The sequence below is a fragment of the Xanthomonas sp. WHRI 8932A genome (genome assembly GCF_035012785.1).
In the GTDB taxonomy this organism is placed as follows: Bacteria; Pseudomonadota; Gammaproteobacteria; order Xanthomonadales; family Xanthomonadaceae; genus Xanthomonas.
Map to the genome: position 1 here is coordinate 180,210 of NZ_JAYGQQ010000002.1, position 15,306 is coordinate 195,515.

The window sequence follows — 15,306 nt, forward strand, 5'->3', positions numbered from 1 at the left end:
GATGATCCGATGCGTGATGTCGTAGAGCGCGAATTCGCCAGTTTCGATGGTGCGCAGCTGTTTTATCGGCACTGGCCGGCGCAGCTGGCAGGTGCTGCACCCAAGGCGGTGGTGTTGCTGCATCGCGGGCATGAGCACTCCGGCCGGGTGATGCATCTGGCCGAAGAATTGAATCTGCCCGATGCGCAGTTCTTTGCCTGGGACGCGCGCGGCAATGGCCGTTCGCCGGGCGTCCGCGGCGATGCACCGGGCTTCGATGCGCTGGTGCGCGACCTGGACAGCTTCATCGCGCATCTGGGCACCACGCACGGCATCGCGGTGCAGGACATCGCGGTGATCGCGCAGAGCGTGGGCGCGGTGGTCGCAGCGACCTGGGTGCACGATTACGCCCCGCCGCTGCGCGCGCTGGTGCTGGCCTCGCCGGCGTTCAAGGTCAAGTTGTACGTGCCGTTCGCACGTGCCGGGCTGGCGCTGATGCATGCGCTGCGCGGCAACTTCTTCGTCAACAGCTACGTCAAGCCGCAGTGGCTCACCCACGATGCGCAACGCGTGGAAAGCTATCGTACCGACCCGCTGATCACCCGTCCGATCTCGGTGCGCGTGCTGCTGGGTCTGTATGCAGCGGCCGACCGCGTGGTGGCCGATGCGCAGGCGATCACCGTGCCGACGCAACTGCTGGTGTCCGGCTCGGACTTTGTGGTGCATCGCGGCCCGCAGGATCGGTTTTACGAGAACCTGCGCTCGCCGATCAAGCAGCGGCATTGGCTGCCCGGTTTCTTCCACGACACCCTGGGCGAGCGCGACCGCGCGCTGGCCATCGCGCCCATTCGCAGCTTTATCGAAGCGCGTTTCGCACAGCCGCCAGTGCGCGCGGACTTGCGCGATGCGCATCGCGCCGGACCCAGCTTCGAAGAAGCCGAACGGCTGGCCTGGCCGCCGCAACGCAACAGCCTGCAGGACCTGCGCTGGCGCGGCGTGCGTGCCGGGTTGCGCCTGGGCGGCACGTTGTCCGAGGGCATTGCGTTGGGCCTGCAGACCGGCTTCGATTCCGGTAGCACGCTGGATTACATCTACCGTAACCAGGCGCGTGGACGTGGCCCGCTGGGGCGCATGATCGATCGCAATTATCTCGATGCGATCGGCTGGCGTGGCATCCGCATCCGTGGCGCGCATCTGGGCGAACTACTGCGCGATGCGGCAGGCCGCTTGCGCCAGGCCGGCCAGCCGGTACGCGTGCTCGATGTTGCTGCGGGCCACGGCCGCTATGTGCTGGAAGCACTGGGCAGCGGTACGCAACGTGCCGATGCCATCGTGCTGCGCGATTTCAGCCCGCTCAACGTCACTCAGGGCGGTGCGTTGATTGGCACGCTCGGCGCCGGCGACATTGCCCGCTTCGAACAAGGCGATGCGTTCGACCCGGCCGCATTGGCCGCAGTGCAGCCGGCGCCCACCCTGGCGGTGGTGTCGGGGTTGTACGAACTGTTTGCCGACAACGACCAGGTGGCGCGCTCGCTGGCCGGCCTGGCCGCCGCGGTGCAGCCGGGCGGCTATCTGCTCTACACCGGCCAGCCGTGGCATCCGCAGCTGGAATTCATCGCGCGCGCGCTCACCAGTCACCGCGATGGCGTGGCCTGGGTGATGCGCCGGCGCAGCCAGCAGGAGATGGATGCGCTGGTGGAGGCGGCAGGCTTCCGCAAGGTGGCGCAGCGGATCGATGCATTCGGCATCTTCACCGTGTCGATGGCGCAGCGGATCGACGCATGATGCACGGCGCGCGCCCGAGTGGTCGTGCCGCGCTGTGGTTGGCGCTCCTGGGGCCGTTTTTCTTCCTCAGTTATGGCCTGGCCAATACGCTGGCCGGGCGTGCGGTACAGGTGCCGTCGGTGGTGTTCGGCTGGGAACACGGCATGCCGTTCTGGCCGTGGACCATCGTGCCGTATTGGACGATCGATCTGTTCTACGCCGCCTCGTTCTTCGTCTGCCGGACTCGCCGCGAACTGGATACGCATGCGTTGCGTCTGCTCAGCGCGCAAGTGCTGTGCGTGGCCTGTTTTGTGCTGTGGCCGTTGCGGTACAGCTTCGTGCGCCCGGACACGGACGGTGTGTTCGGCTGGTTGTTCGCCGTGCTGCTGGGCTTCGACAAGCCGTTCAATCAAGCGCCGTCGCTGCACATCGTGTTGTTGGTGGTGCTGTGGGTGCGCTATGCGCAGCATCTGTCCGGTGTGTGGCGCTGGCTGTTGCACGGTTGGTTCGGCTTGATCGGCGTGTCGGTGCTGACCACGTATCAACATCATTTTCTGGATATCCCCACCGGCCTTGCCGCGGGTTGGCTGTGCGTGTGGCTGTGGCCGGAGCGGATCGCCGCACCGTTTGCGCAGGCGCACCTGGCGCGCGATCCGCGGCGTTGGCGTTTGGCCGCGTTGTACCTGGTCGGTGCAGTCGCCAGCGCCGTGGCGGCGTTGTACATCGGCGGCGTCGGGTTGTGGATGCTGTGGGTGAGCCTGTCGCTGGGCCTGGTCGCGCTGAACTATGCAGTGCTTGGCGCGCTTGGCTTTCAGAAACGCGCCGATGGTGGCTTGAGCCTGGCCGCGCGCTGGTTGTATGCGCCGTATCTGCTGGCGGCCTGGTGCAACTCGCGGCTATGGACCCGCCGCGACCCGCTGCCGCGTGTGGTCTGCGATGGCGTGTGGCTGGGCCGCATTCCGCTGCCCGGCCAGCGCGCTGCGTTCGCCGCAGTGGTGGACGTCAGTGCGGAGGTGTCCTTGTACGCAGCGCGTGCGCACGATCGCACGCTGCCGATGCTGGATCTGGTGGCGCCCACGCCCGCGCAGCTACGCGCCGCCGCCGACGCAATCGAATCCGCGCGCGTGCATGGCCCGGTGCTGGTGTGCTGCGCACTGGGTTACTCGCGCAGCGCCGCCAGCGTTGCGACCTGGTTGGTGCGCAGTGGCTGCAGTAACGATGTGGACGCGGCCATCGCGCAACTGCGTACCGCCCGCGCTTCGATCGTGCTGGGCGTACAGCATCGCGCTGCCATCATGGCGGCGTGCACGGGTCAGCTAGAGAACGACGGCGTGGCCATGCGGAGCCTCCAATGAATACCTCTCTGATGACCTTGGCAGCCATGCGCGCGGTGTTGCGCCAGGGCGCGGCACTGGACCGGTTCTCGTTGCTGCTGCTGGCCGCCGCGATTGCCTTGCTGGGCGTTGCCGAAGCGCCGCCATCGATACAACTGAGCTTTGCGCTCAGTGCAGCGGCCGGGCTGATGCAACGCTATTGGGCATTCCGCGTCGGCCTGGATGCCGACCTGCTGGAAGCCGTGATCGCACAGATCGCGCGCGGCAACGACGAGACAAAGGCTGCGCAACAACTCGATACGGCCCTGCATGCCATCGGCCTGCGCGCGACGCTGCCACCCACCCGCGATTGGTCGGCGCGCTGGAGCGGCATGCGCCGCTTGCTGGGCTGGCAACTGGCGAGCGTGGCGGCGCAGTTGCTGTGGATGGTCGCAGCACTGGCACTGCGGGTGTTCGGATGAGCAACGCGCACGCCTCCGGTCAGCCCGAACCGATGCAGGCCACCGCGGCGCAGCTGGCGCTGTGGCAGCGCTTGCAGGCGTACCGTTTCGGCAGCGGTGCCGATGCGTTGCCGGCGTTCGTGCGACGTGTCGCCAAGCAGGCCCACTGCAGCGTGGCGCAGGCGCAGCTGGCGGTGGACGAATACCGACGGTTCTGTTTTCTGGCCTGCAGCGACACCCACGATGTCACGCCCAGCCCCTTGGTCGATCAGGTCTGGCACACCCATCTCACCGACACCCGCGAGTACTGGCAGCAGTTCTGCCCGCAGGTGTTGCAGACCACGCTGCATCATCAGCCCGGACGTGGCGACAGCGACGACGCTGCGCGTTTCCAGACGCAGTATCGGCAGACCCTGGAGCGGTACAGCACGCACTTCGGCACTCCGCCGACGCAGGTCTGGCCTGCGCCACCGCCGCAGTCTGCAGCCACGCCAGCGCAGCAGCACGATGCCGAAGCCAGCTTGCGCGCCCTGCGCGGCGAGCCGATGCGCGCGCGGCGCGGTGCCGGCCTCGGTACGCTGCTGGTCTGGGCCGTGGCGACGCTGGTGATTGGCGTGGTTGCCGGCAACGGGGAGGCCGCCTCGCCGCTGCACTGGCGCGGCAGCAGTTTTCTGGCGTTGTTTGTGGCGGGCATCGGCCTGGCCTGGTCGGCTTCGGCGTGGTTGCGCCGCCAGTTGCGCAGCATCGGACGCGCCTCGCCGGTGCACGCGGTCGATACGATGGAACTGGCCTGCCTGAGCGGTGGCGCCGGGCGTGTGGCCGATCTGCTGTTTGCCCGCTTGCTGGCCTGCGATGCGGTGCATCTGCAGCGCGATGAAGATGCGCAGGCGCGCAAGTGGGTGCATTGCGATCCCACCGTTGCAGTGCCGGCGGCGCTGCAACCGGCACTGCAGTGCGTGCGCGATGGAGAGGATCCGGTGCTGGCATGGCAGACGCTACGCACGCTGGCCGCACCGGTGCAGCAGCGGCTGATCGACAAGGGGTTGTTGCTGGATCGGCGTATGGCGCTGCTGGTGCGCGGGATAAGCGCCGTGCCGGTGGCCGCACTGTGGACCCTGGGCGCGTGCAAGCTGGTGATCGGGCTGCAGGGTGGGTATCCGGTGGGCTATCTGCTGGCCTTGATGGTGCTGGTCAGCATGGTGCTGCTGGGATTTTTGCTGGTGCCGGTGCGCCGCAGCGGGGCCGGCGACGCGCGCCTGCACGAGCGCAGATCGGAAGTCAGGCCCGATGCGGCGCGCACTGGCAACGACCCCGGCGAAGCGGTGGCGTTGTACGGCACCGTCGCCTTGGTGGGCACGCCCTGGGTGAGCTACCACACGCTGCGCGCCCCCACATCCAGCAATACCGACAGCAGCGGCAGCAGTTGCAGCGGTGGCGGCGACAGTGGTGGCGGCGATAGCGGTGGAGACGGTGGCGGTGGCGGTGGATGTGGTGGGTGCGGTGGAGGAGGCGACTGATGCAACGCAAGCAGACCCTGTTGCAACGACGCCAGCGCTGGGCACGCGCCTTGCGCGGACGCGGTGCAACGCCCAATGGCGTGTCGTGGGCCGGCATCGCCTTCGCCGCGCTGGCCGGCGTGATGTTCTACATCGCCTTGAGCGCACCGGCGCGCGAAGGCGCCGCCCCCCTGTTGCTGGCCTTGCTCGGCCTGCAGGGGCGGCTGTGGTGCAACCGCCTGGATGGCGTGCTGGCGCGACAGGCGCGGCTGGTGTCGCGCGCCGGCGAGGTCTACAACGATGCGCCGGACCGGCTGTCGGATGTGCTGGTCTGCGTCGGGCTGGGCTACGGCTTGCAGGCCAGCGTGCCGTGGGCCGCGCAACTGGGCTGGGCGGCGGCATTGTGCTGTGTGGCCACCGCCTACGTGCGCATGCTCGGCCTGGCCTGTGGCACCGCCGAGCCACGGCAGGGGCCGATGGCGCGCGTGCAGCGCATGCACTGGCTGTCGCTGATGACCGTGCTGGCGATGCCGTTGCAGTGGATGGGCCAGCCGCGTATCGCGGCCTGGGTGTTGATCGGCGCGCTGGCGGTGTTGATCGCCGGTGCGCTACTGACGGTGGTGCTGCGGCTGCGCATGATCGTGCGCACATTGGAGTGGACATGATTGCCCGTTTGATTGCGCGTGCCTGCAGCGGCGCCATCCGTACCTTGACCGGCGCGCGCGCCTTGTGGCGCGGCTGTGCGCCGTCCAACGAGCGCCGCGTGTATTACGGCAACCACGCCAGCCATGGCGATTTCGTGCTGATCTGGTCCTCGTTGCCGGCCAGCCTGCGCCACGAAGTGCGCCCGGTGGCCGCAGCCGATTACTGGCAACGCACCGCGTTGCGGCGCTATCTGATCCATGCGGTGTTCAATGGCGTGCTGGTCGAACGCAACCCGGCGCAACGCACCCGCGACCCGATCGAATGCCTATGTGACGCGGTGGATGCCGGCGATTCGCTGATCCTGTTTCCCGAAGGCACGCGCAACCCGGACGAAGGCGTGCTGCCGTTCAAAAGCGGGCTGTATCACCTGGCGCGGCAACGCCCGGAACTGGAGTTCGTGCCGGTGTGGATCGACAACCTCAAACGCGTGATGCCCAAGGGCAAGTGGTTGCCGCTGCCGTTGTTGTGCACCACCACGTTTGGTGCGCCGCTGCGGCTGGATGCCGATGAAGACAAGGACGCGTTCCTGGCGCGCGCGCGCGAGGCGTTGCTGGCGTTGTCGCCGGACCAACTGGAGGCGCGCGCATGAATCCTTATGCCTTCAGCGGGCAGTTGCAGCAGTCCTCGATGCATCAGCAGACGCTGTGGTTATTCAGCGGTATCGCACTGGTGCTGATCATCACCACGCTGATTTCCGAAACGCTGCGTTGGCGTGCGCGCGAACGCCCGAGCGCGGTGCTGGACAACCTGGTGGCGCGGATCCGTGCGTGGTGGGTGATGGCGGCGGTGGTCGGCATCGCGTTCGTGTTCGGGCGCGCCGGTGTTATCGGCTTGTTCGCGCTGGTGTCGTTGTTCGCGCTGCGCGAGTTCATCACCCTGACACCGACGCGGCGCGGGGATTACTACGCGTTGTTGGCCGCGTTCTACATCGTGCTGCCGTGGCAATACGGGCTGGTGTGGACCGGCTGGTACGGCATGTACACGCTGCTGATTCCGGTCTACGCGTTCTTGGTGTTGCCGATCCTGGCCACCATCGGCGGCGATACCACGCGCTATCTGGAACGCACGGCCAAGGTGCAGTGGGGCTTGATGATCAGCGTGTTCTGCATCTCGCACGTGCCCGCATTGCTGAATCTGGAAATCCCCGGGTATGCCGGGCGCAATCTGTTGTTGATCGCGTTCCTGGTGATCGTGGTGCAGTCGTCGGACGTGCTGCAGTACGTCTGGGGCAAGTTGGCCGGCCGCCATCTGATCGCGCCGAAATTGTCGCCGTCCAAAACGGTGGAAGGCTTCATCGGCGGCGTGCTGTCGGCCAGCCTGCTCGGCATGGCGCTGTGGTGGATCACCCCGTTCGCGCCGTGGCACGCGTTCGCGCTGGCGCTGGTGGCCAATCTGATGGGGTTCTTCGGCGGTCTGGTGATGTCGGCGATCAAACGCGATCGCGGCATCAAGGACTGGGGCCACATGATCGAAGGCCACGGCGGCGTGCTGGATCGGCTGGACTCGGTGTGCTTTGCCGCACCGGTGTTCTTCCATCTGATCCGCTACGGCTGGGCGTAATCGCGCAGTAAAACTTTGCACAACAGCAGGTCAGCAACGCGGCACTGCTTCCACGATTCGCCAATCCCGATTCCCGGCTTACGTCAGCCCGTACTCTTTCAACTTCTTGCGCAACGTGGCGCGGTGGATACCCAGCATCGCCGCGGCGCGGCTCTGGTTGCCTTCGCAGTGATTGAGCACTTCGACGAACAACGGGATCTCCATTTCGCGCAGCACGATTTCGTACACATCGTCCGCGTCGCTGCCGTCCAGATCGCGTAGGTAACGGCGAACGGACTGGGCCACGTGTTCGCGCAGCGGCGACTTCGGGGCGCCACGACTGGTGTCAGGACGAGAGGGGGCTGCGTTCAAAGAAAGTTCCCAGTGTCACGAGGCCGGGGCGCGGGCCGGCGAGGGGGAGTGAGTCTAGCGCGTGACCTCACCGCTCGCCACGCCCATGTGGCGATCGGACGAGGTTGTGTCCGCTTAGCGGAAGTCGAAACTGAAGGCAGCGGTACTGGCAGCCGGTTCGCGCACGCGAAATGCCACCTGCACGGCCTGACCCGGCGCCAGCGTGTCGTGCTCGGCTGGCGCCTGGCCCAGGTACTCCTGCGGCGACAGCACCCGGGTGCCGATCACCCGCCCATCGGCATCGGACAGCGACAGCTGCAACCAGGGCCAGGCCTGCGCCCAACGCGCATCGTTGCGGAAACTGGCCTGGATCTGCAGCACGCCGGCGAGGCCCGGCAGCGGGCGCACATCGCGATTGAGCAGGGTCAGCGTGGCTGGTTCGCGCCACGCCGGCAGCGTGCAACGCATCACCGCGCAGGCAGCGGTGACCAGCGGCCGCCAACGCGCGTCGCCGGCCAGGTGCGCACGGTCGGCAATGACGATCTGCAGTCCCAGCAGCCCGACCAGACCGATCAACAGCACCCACTGCCGCCCGCTGGCGCGCAGCCGAGGGCGGCTGAGCCCGCGGCGTGCGAAGGCAGGCGCTGCCACCGCAGCGGTGGGCAAGGGGTGCAATTGCGCTGCGTGGGCGCGCGCCTCGCTGGCGCTGGTGTCGCGCTGCGCGTGGTCTGCGATGTCGGCAGTGGACGTGGCGTTGCTGTCGTCATCCAGCGCCTCACTGTCCTGCCGGTCTGCGGCGTCGCGTGCGCTGTTGGACGCGGTCTCGGCAGCGGTCTCGTAGAGCGTTTCGTCGGCCGCCTGCCGCTCGACCGGCAGCTGCGGCGCCCCGCGTTCAATCGGCGCGGTGTCCTGCAGCCCGGCGTCGTCTGCAGCAGTGCTGCCGTGTTCGTTGGTGGGTGGCGGCGTCTGCGGCAGCGCGGTGCGTGGCGCGCTCACGGCCGGCCCGCCTGGTGCAGCGGCCTCGGACGTCGGCGGCGCAGGCACCGGTTGCAGCACGGGCGCAGCTGGCGTCTCAGTCGCGGGCATCGGCACCACCTGCTCCGCAGGCGCGGTGGCCGGCAGCACCGGCGGTTGAATCAACGTCGGTGCAGGCGGCGGCGTTGCCCGCAGAAAGGTGGCAAGGGGGCGGCGCGGTGGCGGAGTCTCTGACATCGGCAGGCGTGCAGCGGGAAGACCGCTATTCAACCACGGGGACGGCGATGGGCGAACGCCCGGATGGGGAAGTGCGACGCGTGCTTCCTGGCGCAGTGCCTTGGCAACGATGCCGCGACGCTACCGAGGAAGACAGATTCACCGAAAGTAGGTGTCTGCGGCTCAGCGCTTTAGCAGCGATGCGGCGACGTCAACGAGGAACAGATGCAGGGCCAGTCGTTGTCTGCCTATGGCAAGCGCCAACACCACCGCAGCTCACGCCACGGCGCAGCAAACCGCTGTTTCGATTCCCGATTCCCGATTCCCAGCCTTACCGCCTGCGCCGTGTCTTGCCCTCGGCCAGCAACAGATCCAGCAGCCCGCTGCGCTGACGCGGCGCCAGGGTGTCGAAGCGCGCCAATAGCACGCGTTGCTGGTCGTCCAGGCGGCGGTACTGGGCCGGTTCCTCGGCAATCGCCGAGACCGGCGGGCCGAACACGCGATCGCCGCGGCCGGTGGCCAGGTATTCGAACGCCATGCCGCTGCGCTTGGCCAGACCGATCAGGTTCTCCACCGACGGGGCGGTGCCTTCGGCCATTTCCCACTGCGCCACCGCGCTGCGGGTAACACCCAGCTCGCCGGCCAGGGCTTCCTGGGTCAGCTTGGTGAAGCTGCGGGCTTCGCGTACTCGTTCGTACAGCTTGCTCACACGGCACCGGATGGGAGGCAGGCAGGGCCGGGAGATATAGCCCTAGCAGCACTTGGGGATAGTTCGTATGTCTTTCATATCGGCATATGTTTGCGATACTGTCGCGATGACATCGATGACGTGATCGCAGCGAACTCAAGGAGGATGTTCATGGTCGAGCCTGTCACTCCAACACCGGACCATCGCGATGGCCGGATACCGCCGCCAAGCGCGCCGTGGCCTGCCGATTCGCCACTGGATCCGGCGATCAGGCGCTTTCGCGGTGCGGCCTGCTATCAAGTCTGGCGACGCGCCCAGGATTGGGCCGCCATCGTCGAGGGCGTGCACTGGTCAGCGGCGCTGGCGCCCCGGGTCTGGGCGTTGCGCTATCGGCACTGGCCGTTGCTGGGGATGGGGGCGACGCTCGCTGGTTTGGCCGCAGGCATGGCGCTGGCCGGTGCGCAGGTGTGGTCAGCGTGGTCGGCGGGCGTCTGGGTGGCGCTGTTGCTGGCCGAGGTGGTGCTGCGTGTGTATGCGGCCCGGCATGCCGAGCGCTGGCGCAGTGCGGCGTTGCAGCGTGCCGGCTGGCAGGCGGTGACCCGCCTGCGTGCGATCAGTGTGGCCGATGCGGTGACCACCGCGCAGATTCGCGCCGGCCGCCCGCGCCGGTGAGCCGGCCCAGGATCAGCTGCGGCGAACGCCGTCGATGCGCATCCAGTCTTCGTCGCGTTCGCAACGCAGTTGCTCGAACCACGGTGCATAGCGCTGCAGCAGGTCGTCTTCCTGGCCGTGCAGGATGCCCGACAGGGCAATGCGGCCACCCGGCGCCACGCGCGCGGCCAGGGTGTCGGCCAGCGCATCCAGCGCCGAGGCCAGGATGTTGGCGACCACCACCGGATAGGTCTGCACCGGCTCGTCCTGGGGCAGATATACCGCCAGCTGCGCGGCCACGGCGTTGCGTTCGGCATTGTCGGCCGTTGCCAGCAGCGCCTGCGGGTCGTTGTCCACCCCCACGGCGCTGCTGGCACCCAGCTTCAGCGCGGCGACCGCCAGAATCCCAGAGCCGCAGCCGAAGTCCAGCACGCTGCGCCCCTGCAACTCGCCGCTGCCGGCCAGGCGATCCAGCCAGCGCAGGCACAGCGCGGTGGTCTGATGCGTGCCCGACCCGAACGCCAGGCCCGGATCCAGCCGCACCACGGCGGCCTCCGCTGTGTCGGCCGCCTCGGGCAGGTCGTGATTCCACGGCACGATGAAGGTGCGCGCACCGAACTGCATCGGCTTGAACAGATCCATCCACGCGCGTTCCCAGTCGCTGTCTTCGACCATGCGCAGCGCCACCTGGCTCCAGTCCAGCTCCGGGTCGAACGCTTCCAGTGCCGCAAGCACCTCCAGCGCGTCGCTCTCGCCATCGAACAGCGCGGTCAGCACCAGCGCATTCCAGAGCGGCATCTCGCCCACGCCGGGCTCCAGGATGGCGCGCTCGTTGCTGGTATCGGCATCGGCATCGAGCAGGGTCACCGCCAGCGCGCCGACTTCCTCTAGCGCGGTCTGGAAGCGGGACTGAGTGGTATCGGAGCAGGGCAGGGTCAGTTCAAGAAACGGCATCGTGGCAGTCGGCAATCATCAAGGCGTGCATCGTAGACGATTCGTGCCGACGGGCTGACACGGTGCCCCAGGCGGGGCGCACGGTTCGTTGGAGGATGGCGGCACCGGAATCAAGCAGCGATGCGCAAGATCGGTCAATCAAAGCTAGTGACCGATCTGCGTTGCTGTGGGCACCAGATGGCAATGTGTGCCTGAAGGGTGCTGCACGCACGTCGCAACAACGCCGCGCTCGGCTCGCGATCCGGGCAGTGGTGTAGCGGCCGCGCAAGCGTCATGCATCGACAACGCGCCAAGGCGGCGCCAAGCACCCAGTGCGCCACATCACGCGTCACCCATTCCGTCTGTCAGACCGATCCGGCTAGCGCGCCGGCTGCCACGCATTCCGTTTGTCAGGTAGAAACCTGCGAGTGCGCCGGTATCGCGACGTGTCTACATGCAATACGCACCTGCACCTGCACCTGCACCTGCACCAGGAGCGCGATGCGGCCAGACATCCGCGGCGCGCACGTAACAGGCGCATCGTGCGAAGAGCGCCAAGAAGTGCAGCGAGTGGCCGACAGGCGGATCTGGGCGCCCCGCAGAAACCGGTGTGTACGCGTGGTACCTGCCGCACCCAGCACCGGCCGCGCCCGGTTGGTGGTCCCGTAGTCGTTGTCATCGGTCGCTCTCGCGATCACTGCAGGCACAGCCTATCGGTACCGCACGCGCTGGCCGCGCCCGCTTGGCGGCCGCTGCCGACACAGCCGGGTGCTAGACTCCGCGCCGTTGCTGCGGGCGTCTTCCGCAGCTGGGTTGCCGCTGTCATGCCGCTTGTCCGTGCCCGCCATCTCTGGCTGTTGCTCGCTCCCGTCGCGCTCGCGGCGGCAGCCTGGTGGCAGCTGCGCGCGCAACCGACGGCGCTCGCCACTGCAGTGCCCGCCGCCAGTGCCACTTCCGCGCGCGCTGCTGCTGCAACGCCAGCGCGGCACACCTCTTCCGAACGCGGCAACGCGCTGCATCTGCCGTATCGCGATGCGGTGGATGCGCAGCCGGATCTGTATCGCTACGCGCAGCAGTTGCAGCAGAAGGTGCGCGCCGGCGATGCGCAGGCTGGCTGGCGCCTGAGCCGGGTCTACGATTACTGCGCGCCGTATGCAGACAGCCCGGCCGGCTACGCCGCCGACAGCGACTGGATCGCCGCGCACCAGACGCCTGGCGTGGCCGCGATGCATGCCGCGCGCGATCGTGTCGCGCAGCGCTGTGCCGGCTTCGCTCCCAGCGATGGGCTGAGCCCGCGCCTGGTGGCGCAACAACGGCTGCGCGCCGCGCGCGGTGGCAGCCTGGCCGCCGAAGCCGCGTTGCTGGCCCTGGGCGAACCGCTGCAGGCAACCCCCACCTACAAGCGCGCGCTGGTGCAGCGCGTGCTGGCCTCGCGCGACCCGGAGGCCTATCTGGCGCTGGCGCCTGCGATGGGCGCGCGTGCCAGCGGCGATGACAGTCTGGAAGGGTATGTGGCCGGCGATCAGTTCGCCGAACTCGCCTGGCAGGTGGCCGCGTGCCGCCTGGGTCTGGACTGCAGTGCCGACAGCACGCTGGTCACCAGTTATTGCGCCAACGCGGGCATCTGCTCGCGCGATAGCGCACAGGATTTTGTGTCGTTCGTATTCGACGCCGCGGTGCCGCGGCAGGGAGCAGACAGGGTGGATGAGATGGTCGATACATTGGTGTCCGATCCGGGAGCGCAGTCATGAATTACCGTCGGTTGGCGCATGGCGCCAAGTTCTGGTTCTGGGTGGCGTTATTCGTGGCGTATTCGGCCGCGGCGGTGGGCATCGTGATGATCGATACCGCTGATCACCGCTACCAGCCGCTGTCGATCAAATCGACCACGGTCGGCGCCGACGCGCAGCAGCGACAGCATGGCGCCAGCCAGGTGGCCGCGGTATATCGCGCCAGCAGCGCAATGCCGTTCTCCACCTTGTCGGCCGGCTCGATGTTTCAGGTGGTCTGGCCGGATGGCTCCACCGAAACCATGATGGTGGTCGACCCGGCATCGTCCAGCGGCATCGTGCCGGTACCGGGCAGCCAGCAGGCGCCTGCGCCGCGGCGTTGAACGATGCAGCGCATCGCGCCCGAATGCGAGCGTGATGCGCATCCGCGCGTACGACTGAAGGTCTGCGCAGCGAATCCGGTGGCACCCCGGATCCCGTAGGAGCGCACCCAAGCGGACGAGGTTCCACCGATAAAACGCGGTCGCGCCCGTGTGCGCTCCTACGCATCGGTCGGCTGGCCGCATGGTTTTGCCGGTGCGCGGGTGTCGTCGAGCTGCGTGCCTGGCCTGCGTGATGCACTGCCGGCGCGATGTACTGGGAACCAACGCAACAAGCCCGGTTTCCCGGGCTTGTTGCGTGGTGCAATGGCGCCTGCGATCAGGTCAGTGCAATCGACTTGTTCTTGCGCTCGGCCAGGCGTTTTTCCAGGTAGTGGATGTTCTGCCCACCGGCCTGGAAGCCCTTGTCGCGCATGATGCGCTGCTGCAACGGGATGTTGGTCTTGATGCCGTCCACCACCATCTCGCTCAACGCTACGCGCATGCGCGCGATTGCGGTCTCGCGGTCGGGCCCGTGCACGATCAACTTGCCGATCATCGAGTCGTAGTTCGGCGGCACCTTGTAGCCGGCATAGATGTGCGTATCCACGCGCACACCCGGGCCACCGGGCGGATGGAAGGCGGTGATCAGGCCCGGGTTGGGCATGAAGGTTTCCGGGTCTTCGGCATTGATGCGGCACTCGATCGCATGCCCGCGCAGCACGATGTCGCTCTGCTTGATGCTGAGCTTGTGGCCGGCGGCGATACGCAGCTGCTCGCAGACCAGATCGATGCCCGTGATGCGCTCGGTGACCGGGTGCTCCACCTGGATACGGGTGTTCATTTCGATGAAGTAGAAACGCCCGCCTTCGAACAGGAATTCGAAGGTGCCCGCGCCGCGATAACCGATGCGGATACAGGCATCCACGCAGACCTTGCCGATTTCAGCGCGCAGTTCTTCGGTGATGCCCGGTGCCGGCGCTTCTTCCACCACTTTCTGATGGCGGCGCTGCATCGAACAATCGCGTTCGCCCAGATGGATCGCACCGCCCTGGCCATCGGCGAGCACCTGGATTTCCACGTGACGCGGATTTTCCAGGAACTTCTCCATGTACACCTGATCGTTGCTGAAAGCGGCCTTGGCTTCGGACTTGGTGGTTTCGATCGCCGCCTTCAACGCCGCTTCCGAATGCACCACGCGCATGCCGCGTCCACCGCCACCACCGGCGGCCTTGATGATCACCGGGTAGCCGATCTCGCGCGCCACCTTGGTGTTGGCCACGATGTCATCGCCCAGCGGGCCGCCCGAACCGGGCACGCACGGCACGCCGGCGGCCTTCATCGCACGGATCGCTTCCACCTTGTCGCCCATCAGGCGAATGGTGTCGGCCCTGGGGCCGATGAAGATGAAACCGGATTCTTCTACGCGCTCGGCAAAATCGGCGTTTTCCGACAGAAAGCCGTAGCCGGGATGGATGGCCTGCGCATCGGTGACCTCGGCCGCAGCGATCAACGCCGGGATATTGAGGTAACTGTCGCTGGAGGCGGCTGGGCCGATGCACACCGACTCATCGGCCATGGCCACGTGCTTGAGGTTGCGGTCGACCGTGGAATGCACCGCGACCGTGCGGATGCCGAGCGTATGGCACGCGCGCAGGATGCGCAGCGCGATTTCGCCTCGGTTGGCAATGACGACTTTATCTAGCATGGGATTCGGGATTCGAGAGTGGGGATTCGTAGAAGGCGCCGGTCTCGCGGAGGTGTCGCGATTCGTCCAGCGTGCGGATCAATGCATTGAGCCTGGCAAATGTGCGATTCAACAGATCGAGCGTGGCCGCGTCGGGCGAACCGAACTGCAGGCGTGCGGCGATCTGCAGTTGCGTATCCAGTTCCGCCAGCGAGCCGCGCGCCATCGAGAGATAGCGCAGGTACTCGGCCGTGGGACGCCGTGCAGCGCCCTCGGCGATGTTGGACGGAACGCTGATCGCCGCGCGCCGCATCTGTGCGGTCAGTCCAAAGCGTTCCGAATCGGGAAAGTCGTGGGTCACCCGGTACATCGCTTCCACAAGCGACATCGCATCGCGCCAGACCATCAGGCGCTCGTGCGGTCTCTCTTGCGAATCCCGGATCACGACTCTCCAATCTC

General features: G+C 67.2%; 16 protein-coding genes. 10 read left to right on the plus strand and 6 right to left on the minus strand.

Translation table 11 applies throughout. The annotated features are described in order from the left end of the window. The first annotated feature begins 9 nt into the window (after positions 1–9). Genes VC212_RS03600 through VC212_RS03630 form a run of 7 tightly spaced genes read left to right on the plus strand, consistent with a single transcriptional unit; the run spans position 10 to position 7,278 of the window. A complete protein-coding gene (locus tag VC212_RS03600) occupies positions 10–1,764 on the plus strand; it encodes a bifunctional alpha/beta hydrolase/class I SAM-dependent methyltransferase (protein ID WP_323514467.1) in 1,755 nt (584 codons plus the stop codon). Then, positions 1,761–3,098 (plus strand): phosphatase PAP2/dual specificity phosphatase family protein, encoded by a 1,338-nt coding sequence (locus VC212_RS03605; RefSeq protein WP_323514466.1) that lies wholly within the window; start codon positions 1,761–1,763, stop codon positions 3,096–3,098. The genes VC212_RS03600 and VC212_RS03605 overlap by 4 nt, the downstream gene beginning before the upstream one ends. Next, positions 3,095–3,538 carry a hypothetical protein gene (locus tag VC212_RS03610; RefSeq protein ID WP_323514465.1) on the plus strand — a complete coding sequence of 148 codons (444 nt, stop codon included), beginning with the start codon at positions 3,095–3,097 and terminating at the stop codon, positions 3,536–3,538. Before VC212_RS03605 ends, VC212_RS03610 begins: the two co-directional genes overlap by 4 nt. Then, positions 3,535–5,034, plus strand: a complete 1,500-nt coding sequence (locus tag VC212_RS03615; protein ID WP_323514464.1) for a TIGR04222 domain-containing membrane protein — start codon at positions 3,535–3,537, stop codon at positions 5,032–5,034. Before VC212_RS03610 ends, VC212_RS03615 begins: the two co-directional genes overlap by 4 nt. Further along, positions 5,034–5,678 carry a CDP-alcohol phosphatidyltransferase family protein gene (locus VC212_RS03620; RefSeq protein WP_323514463.1) on the plus strand — a complete coding sequence of 215 codons (645 nt, stop codon included), beginning with the start codon at positions 5,034–5,036 and terminating at the stop codon, positions 5,676–5,678. Before VC212_RS03615 ends, VC212_RS03620 begins: the two co-directional genes overlap by 1 nt. Continuing rightward, entirely contained in the window at positions 5,675–6,307 is a 633-nt protein-coding gene (locus VC212_RS03625; RefSeq protein WP_055853173.1) for a lysophospholipid acyltransferase family protein, read from the plus strand. The genes VC212_RS03620 and VC212_RS03625 overlap by 4 nt, the downstream gene beginning before the upstream one ends. Continuing rightward, on the plus strand, positions 6,304–7,278 hold the full coding sequence (locus VC212_RS03630; protein ID WP_323514461.1) for a phosphatidate cytidylyltransferase: 975 nt from the start codon (positions 6,304–6,306) through the stop codon (positions 7,276–7,278). Before VC212_RS03625 ends, VC212_RS03630 begins: the two co-directional genes overlap by 4 nt. Before the next feature lie 78 nt (positions 7,279–7,356). On the opposite strand, the gene fis is transcribed toward VC212_RS03630, so the two are convergent. The 3 genes from fis to VC212_RS03645 form a co-directional block, all read right to left on the minus strand. Continuing rightward, the gene (gene fis, locus VC212_RS03635; RefSeq protein ID WP_002804983.1) at positions 7,357–7,629 is read right to left on the minus strand and encodes a DNA-binding transcriptional regulator Fis; all 273 of its coding nucleotides are present in this window, start codon (positions 7,627–7,629) and stop codon (positions 7,357–7,359) included. A gap of 114 nt (positions 7,630–7,743) precedes the next feature. Next, positions 7,744–8,820 (minus strand): DUF3426 domain-containing protein, encoded by a 1,077-nt coding sequence (locus VC212_RS03640; RefSeq protein ID WP_323514460.1) that lies wholly within the window; start codon positions 8,818–8,820, stop codon positions 7,744–7,746. Between the two features lie 310 nt (positions 8,821–9,130). Next, positions 9,131–9,508, minus strand: a complete 378-nt coding sequence (locus VC212_RS03645; protein ID WP_055853170.1) for a helix-turn-helix domain-containing protein — start codon at positions 9,506–9,508, stop codon at positions 9,131–9,133. 144 nt (positions 9,509–9,652) lie between these two features. Here VC212_RS03645 and VC212_RS03650 point away from each other — a divergent pair, with 144 nt between their 5' ends. Continuing rightward, positions 9,653–10,159 (plus strand): hypothetical protein, encoded by a 507-nt coding sequence (locus VC212_RS03650; protein WP_323514459.1) that lies wholly within the window; start codon positions 9,653–9,655, stop codon positions 10,157–10,159. A 12-nt stretch (positions 10,160–10,171) separates the two neighbouring features. On the opposite strand, the gene prmA is transcribed toward VC212_RS03650, so the two are convergent. Further along, entirely contained in the window at positions 10,172–11,092 is a 921-nt protein-coding gene (gene prmA, locus VC212_RS03655) for a 50S ribosomal protein L11 methyltransferase (protein WP_323514458.1), read from the minus strand. Between the two features lie 803 nt (positions 11,093–11,895). Here prmA and VC212_RS03660 point away from each other — a divergent pair. Both VC212_RS03660 and VC212_RS03665 read left to right on the plus strand, forming a co-directional pair. After that, a complete protein-coding gene (locus VC212_RS03660; protein ID WP_115552796.1) occupies positions 11,896–12,822 on the plus strand; it encodes a hypothetical protein in 927 nt (308 codons plus the stop codon). Then, the gene (locus VC212_RS03665) at positions 12,819–13,184 is read left to right on the plus strand and encodes a hypothetical protein (protein ID WP_311239392.1); all 366 of its coding nucleotides are present in this window, start codon (positions 12,819–12,821) and stop codon (positions 13,182–13,184) included. Before VC212_RS03660 ends, VC212_RS03665 begins: the two co-directional genes overlap by 4 nt. 316 nt (positions 13,185–13,500) lie before the next feature. Here VC212_RS03665 and accC read toward each other — a convergent pair whose 3' ends face one another. Both accC and VC212_RS03675 read right to left on the minus strand, forming a co-directional pair. Further along, the gene (gene accC, locus VC212_RS03670; RefSeq protein WP_055853158.1) at positions 13,501–14,868 is read right to left on the minus strand and encodes an acetyl-CoA carboxylase biotin carboxylase subunit; all 1,368 of its coding nucleotides are present in this window, start codon (positions 14,866–14,868) and stop codon (positions 13,501–13,503) included. Continuing rightward, entirely contained in the window at positions 14,858–15,253 is a 396-nt protein-coding gene (locus VC212_RS03675) for a four helix bundle protein (RefSeq protein ID WP_323514457.1), read from the minus strand. Before VC212_RS03675 ends, accC begins: the two co-directional genes overlap by 11 nt. Between the last annotated feature and the right edge of the window lie 53 nt (positions 15,254–15,306).

What these genes read in the sequence shown, in the direction of transcription:
- VC212_RS03600 (WP_323514467.1), top strand. Translation starts at nt 10, where the DNA reads ATGCGTGATGTCGTAGAGCGCGAATTCGCCAGTTTCGATGGTGCGCAG.
- VC212_RS03610 (WP_323514465.1), top strand. Translation starts at nt 3,095, where the DNA reads ATGAATACCTCTCTGATGACCTTGGCAGCCATGCGCGCGGTGTTGCGC.
- VC212_RS03620 (WP_323514463.1), top strand. Translation starts at nt 5,034, where the DNA reads ATGCAACGCAAGCAGACCCTGTTGCAACGACGCCAGCGCTGGGCACGC.
- VC212_RS03605 (WP_323514466.1), top strand. Translation starts at nt 1,761, where the DNA reads ATGATGCACGGCGCGCGCCCGAGTGGTCGTGCCGCGCTGTGGTTGGCG.
- accC (WP_055853158.1), bottom strand. Translation starts at nt 14,868, where the DNA reads ATGCTAGATAAAGTCGTCATTGCCAACCGAGGCGAAATCGCGCTGCGC.
- VC212_RS03615 (WP_323514464.1), top strand. Translation starts at nt 3,535, where the DNA reads ATGAGCAACGCGCACGCCTCCGGTCAGCCCGAACCGATGCAGGCCACC.
- prmA (WP_323514458.1), bottom strand. Translation starts at nt 11,092, where the DNA reads ATGCCGTTTCTTGAACTGACCCTGCCCTGCTCCGATACCACTCAGTCC.
- VC212_RS03650 (WP_323514459.1), top strand. Translation starts at nt 9,653, where the DNA reads ATGTTCATGGTCGAGCCTGTCACTCCAACACCGGACCATCGCGATGGC.
- VC212_RS03660 (WP_115552796.1), top strand. Translation starts at nt 11,896, where the DNA reads ATGCCGCTTGTCCGTGCCCGCCATCTCTGGCTGTTGCTCGCTCCCGTC.
- VC212_RS03675 (WP_323514457.1), bottom strand. Translation starts at nt 15,253, where the DNA reads ATGGTCTGGCGCGATGCGATGTCGCTTGTGGAAGCGATGTACCGGGTG.
- VC212_RS03625 (WP_055853173.1), top strand. Translation starts at nt 5,675, where the DNA reads ATGATTGCCCGTTTGATTGCGCGTGCCTGCAGCGGCGCCATCCGTACC.
- VC212_RS03640 (WP_323514460.1), bottom strand. Translation starts at nt 8,820, where the DNA reads ATGTCAGAGACTCCGCCACCGCGCCGCCCCCTTGCCACCTTTCTGCGG.
- VC212_RS03630 (WP_323514461.1), top strand. Translation starts at nt 6,304, where the DNA reads ATGAATCCTTATGCCTTCAGCGGGCAGTTGCAGCAGTCCTCGATGCAT.
- VC212_RS03665 (WP_311239392.1), top strand. Translation starts at nt 12,819, where the DNA reads ATGAATTACCGTCGGTTGGCGCATGGCGCCAAGTTCTGGTTCTGGGTG.